This is a genomic window from Herbaspirillum sp. B65, assembly GCF_000333555.1.
GTDB classification, from domain to species: domain Bacteria; phylum Pseudomonadota; class Gammaproteobacteria; order Burkholderiales; family Burkholderiaceae_D; genus Herbaspirillum; species Herbaspirillum rubrisubalbicans.
The window spans coordinates 1-2,474 of the sequence record NZ_BADI01000084.1 but is presented as its reverse complement, the minus strand read 5'-3'; the positions used below and the strand labels follow the sequence as shown (position 1 = coordinate 2,474).

General features: G+C 62.6%; 5 protein-coding genes and 1 pseudogene. All 6 read right to left on the bottom strand.

The annotated features are described in order from the left end of the window. Window positions 1-263 (bottom strand): annotated as a pseudogene (locus I5W_RS02470) (nitrogen fixation protein NifQ); the annotation flags it as partial. Between the two features lie 59 nt (window positions 264-322). Then, on the bottom strand, window positions 323-628 hold the full coding sequence (gene fdxB, locus I5W_RS02465; protein ID WP_006463098.1) for a ferredoxin III, nif-specific: 306 nt from the start codon (window positions 626-628) through the stop codon (window positions 323-325). Continuing rightward, entirely contained in the window at window positions 625-831 is a 207-nt protein-coding gene (locus tag I5W_RS02460) for a CCE_0567 family metalloprotein (RefSeq protein ID WP_013234814.1), read from the bottom strand. Before I5W_RS02460 ends, fdxB begins: the two co-directional genes overlap by 4 nt. Before the next feature lie 26 nt (window positions 832-857). Next, window positions 858-1,328 (bottom strand): NifX-associated nitrogen fixation protein, encoded by a 471-nt coding sequence (locus tag I5W_RS02455; protein WP_044528042.1) that lies wholly within the window; start codon window positions 1,326-1,328, stop codon window positions 858-860. A 3-nt stretch (window positions 1,329-1,331) separates the two neighbouring features. Beyond that, window positions 1,332-1,733: a nitrogen fixation protein NifX gene (nifX, locus tag I5W_RS02450; protein WP_006463095.1), complete on the bottom strand. Its 402-nt coding sequence runs from the start codon at window positions 1,731-1,733 to the stop codon at window positions 1,332-1,334. Beyond that, a complete protein-coding gene (locus tag I5W_RS02445) occupies window positions 1,730-2,386 on the bottom strand; it encodes a nitrogenase component 1 (protein ID WP_441294712.1) in 657 nt (218 codons plus the stop codon). Before I5W_RS02445 ends, nifX begins: the two co-directional genes overlap by 4 nt. Window positions 2,387-2,474: the final 88 nt, after the last annotated feature.

The following is a 2,474-nucleotide window of genomic DNA, read 5'->3' as shown; positions in this document are numbered from 1 at the left end:
TCGAATTCGTCGATCGGTGGCGGCGCACAGGCTTCACCGGACAGTGCACTGCGGGCGCCATACAGAGGCGCCGTCAACTCCGGAAAATAGCGCTCACGCAAGGCCGCCAGGGCCTCGGCATCGAGTGCGGCGATGGGTACGTCATAGGGGGCCGGACGATGATCGGCCAGTGCGATCAGGCCGGCAAAGGCCAGCGTCACCACATGGTCCGGGTCGCGCGCTGCTTCCATCAATTCCACATAACCTGCCTGGCTGTAGCTCATTTTGGGGCCTCCTGGGTCGGTGTCAGAGAACGAAAAAAGCTTCAAAGGGAAATGGACGATCAGACCTGCGCGCTCCCATGGGTGTAGCACTTCTTGGGACAAATCCGTGAGCACGCTTCGCAACCGATGCAATTGTCACGGTTGGCGATGGTCATGATCTTTCTTTCGTACTCCTCATCCTCGTCATCATCAGGATCGACCGCGATGCGCTGCCCCTCGTCATTGATACCGACCAGGGCCAGCACGTCGCGGCCGCATACCTTGAAGCAACGGCCACAGCCGATGCATTTGTCTTCATTGATCTGGCCGACGAACTGGGGCGTCCAGTCGGCACCGCCGGGAAGCTTGACCGTGAATGTCGTCATGGCTGTCTTTCCTTCTCATCCTCAAGTGCGCGCCGTGCCTGGGCCAGCGCGGCATGGGCGTCATAGGCCTTTTGCGCGACCTCCAGGATCTTTTCCCAGCCGGTCGGCAAATCCTCGGACAGATCGTGCAAATCCATCTTCAAGGCGGTGGCCTGCTGGTTGAGCTTCTTGACTTGCGCCTTGAGCGCTTCCCTGTCCTGCATATCCGTTCTCCTTGTGGCCGATGCCCTCAGCCGTAATTGACCACTTCGGGGAACTGCCGGATCATCTCGACCCCGGCCGTGACGATCTTGTCGCCCTCCTCGGCCAGCTTGTCCACGCTCTCGAAGCCGAAGCGATGCACATCCCGCAAGTGCTTGTTGACCACCACCAGGCGCCCGGCCATGAGCACCATGCGTCCGAAGCCCTCATGCGACATCTTCATCATCGGCGTGGCGATGCTGCCGGTCTGGCGCTCGATCGCCAGCCCCACGGCGTTGTAGAACAGTTCCAGGCGCCACAGGGTTTCAGGATCGGGGTCGCCGATGATGGGAATCTCGCGGCGCTGCTCGCGCGTGATGATGTAGGGTGCCAGCAGGTCGGCGTTACTCTTGCCGTCCCAGGCGCCATGGGTATCCTGCGCCCGCCATTGCTTGATGAGCTCTTGCACGAATGGGCTGTCAATGGCGGTCGGGGCCTCTTGAGTGGCGATGGCAGTCATGGTTCACACTTCCTCTTCAAAGTTGATGTCGCGTTCCTGGCCCTTTTGCATGGCCTTGCGCAGCCACGGTGCCGGTGTGCCCTTGAGCACTTCCTGCAGCTTGTCGAGGATGTCCAGGATAGGTTCGGCCTGCGCCACCTTGACCGGGTGGATACGGTTGGCCACCACCCGCGCCGCGCCCGAGCCACCGATGGCGGCCACGTACAGGATGGCGCAATCCTTGATGGCCTCAATCTTGGGGGCCAGTTTGTCTTCGTCGCCATCCTCCTTGAGATCACCGTCGAAGCTGTGCGTCTGCACGAAGCTGTAGCCATTGGGCCAGACCTCGAACACCGCCAGGTTCTTGGCCCAGCCGAAATGCGCATCCACGCGTTGCAGATCCTGGGTTGCAAATGCCACTTTCATAAGCTTTCTCCTTGAACGGACGTGGCCAGCGCCAGGGCATCGCGCGTGCTCTGCGGCAGCTGCCAGTCATCCGGGGTATGTGCATGGCCTGCGGCCAGCAACAGGTTGCCGATCTCGAAAATCAATCCACGCGTGCCGCGATAGCCGACCGAAAGACAGTGCCCGGCCCCCAGACGGTCGAACATGGGCAAGCCGGCGCGATGGAAGGGAATATGCAGGCGCTCGGCGGCCTGGCGTCCGTGCGAATGCGTTACCAGCAGACCGGCGCTGGCCCGGCGCGCGCCCTGCTCCAGGTCCTCCAGGTCGCCGATCACGACCCGGGCTGCGGGTACGCCATCAAGTACCGGCGAGCTCGTGGTGGTCACGGCACAGCCGATCTCGCAGCCCATCTCGGCCAGCCACGCCGAGAGTGCCAGCAACAGGTCCGGCTCGGCACCGATGGCGACCTTGACCCCGCCGAAGAAGAAATGGCCGTCCAGCATGGCATCCTGCAGCTGGCTGCGCTGACGCCGGTAGCGCGCCGGAATCGGCTGGCCCGACACATATTCCAGATAGGCCAGGAAACGGTCATTGGCCTGCAGGCCGGTGAGCCGGTCGAAGATCACATACGGCACTCCGCTCAACTCCTGCACGGCCTGGGCACTGGCGCGCATTTGTTCGCCGATGGCGATGGTGACGATGGAAGCGCCCAGCGCACGCATGTCAGCCAGGGNTGGTGCCGCCCATCGAGGTCGGGCTGAA

Excerpts from the sequence above, each read along its gene's own strand:
- I5W_RS02445 (WP_441294712.1), bottom strand. The coding sequence starts at position 2,386 with ATGCGCGCCAGTGCCCAGGCCGTGCAGGAGTTGAGCGGAGTGCCGTAT.
- fdxB (WP_006463098.1), bottom strand. The coding sequence starts at position 628 with ATGACGACATTCACGGTCAAGCTTCCCGGCGGTGCCGACTGGACGCCC.
- I5W_RS02460 (WP_013234814.1), bottom strand. The coding sequence starts at position 831 with ATGCAGGACAGGGAAGCGCTCAAGGCGCAAGTCAAGAAGCTCAACCAG.
- nifX (WP_006463095.1), bottom strand. The coding sequence starts at position 1,733 with ATGAAAGTGGCATTTGCAACCCAGGATCTGCAACGCGTGGATGCGCAT.
- I5W_RS02455 (WP_044528042.1), bottom strand. The coding sequence starts at position 1,328 with ATGACTGCCATCGCCACTCAAGAGGCCCCGACCGCCATTGACAGCCCA.